Source organism: Staphylococcus sp. EG-SA-2 (assembly GCF_017152085.1).
In genome coordinates this window covers 1-928 of record NZ_JACYHC010000931.1, presented here as the reverse complement: position 1 = coordinate 928, position 928 = coordinate 1, and the positions used below count along the sequence as shown (strand labels likewise).

The following is a 928-nucleotide window of genomic DNA, read 5'->3' as shown; positions in this document are numbered from 1 at the left end:
AACATGACATTAGACAGTGGTTTCTATAAAACACCAAAATATAGTTTAGGTGATTATGTTTGGTACGACAGTAATAAAGACGGCAAACAAGATTCAACTGAAAAAGGTATCAAAGATGTTAAAGTTATTTTATTAAATGAAAAAGGCGAAGTAATTGGAACAACTAAAACAGATGAAAATGGTAAATACCGCTTTGATAATTTAGATAGCGGTAAATACAAAGTTATTTTTGAAAAGCCTACTGGCTTAACACAAACAGGTACAAATACAACTGAAGATGATAAAGATGCCGATGGTGGCGAAGTTGATGTAACAATTACGGATCATGATGATTTCACACTTGATAATGGCTACTACGAAGAAGAAACATCAGATAGCGACTCAGATTCGGACAGCGATTCAGACTCAGACAGCGATTCAGACTCAGATAGTGATTCAGATTCAGATAGTGATTCAGATTCAGATAGTGATTCAGATTCAGACAGCGACTCAGACTCAGATAGTGACTCAGACTCAGATAGCGATTCAGATTCAGATAGCGATTCAGACTCAGACAGCGATTCAGATTCAGACAGCGACTCAGACTCAGATAGCGACTCAGATTCGGACAGCGATTCAGACTCAGATAGCGACTCAGACTCAGACAGCGATTCAGACTCAGATAGCGACTCAGACTCAGATAGCGATTCAGATTCAGACAGCGATTCAGATTCAGACAGTGATTCAGATTCAGACAGCGACTCAGATTCAGATAGCGATTCAGACTCAGACTCAGATAGCGATTCAGATTCAGACAGCGACTCAGATTCGGACAGCGACTCAGACTCAGACAGTGATTCAGATTCAGATAGCGACTCAGACTCAGATAGCGACTCAGATTCAGACAGCGATTCAGACTCAGATAGTGACTCAGATTCGGACAGCGATT

General features: G+C 40.5%; 1 pseudogene. It reads left to right on the top strand.

What is annotated here, in order from left to right:
* Positions 1-928 (top strand): annotated as a pseudogene (sdrE, locus tag IDG60_RS16350) (MSCRAMM family adhesin SdrE); the annotation flags it as partial.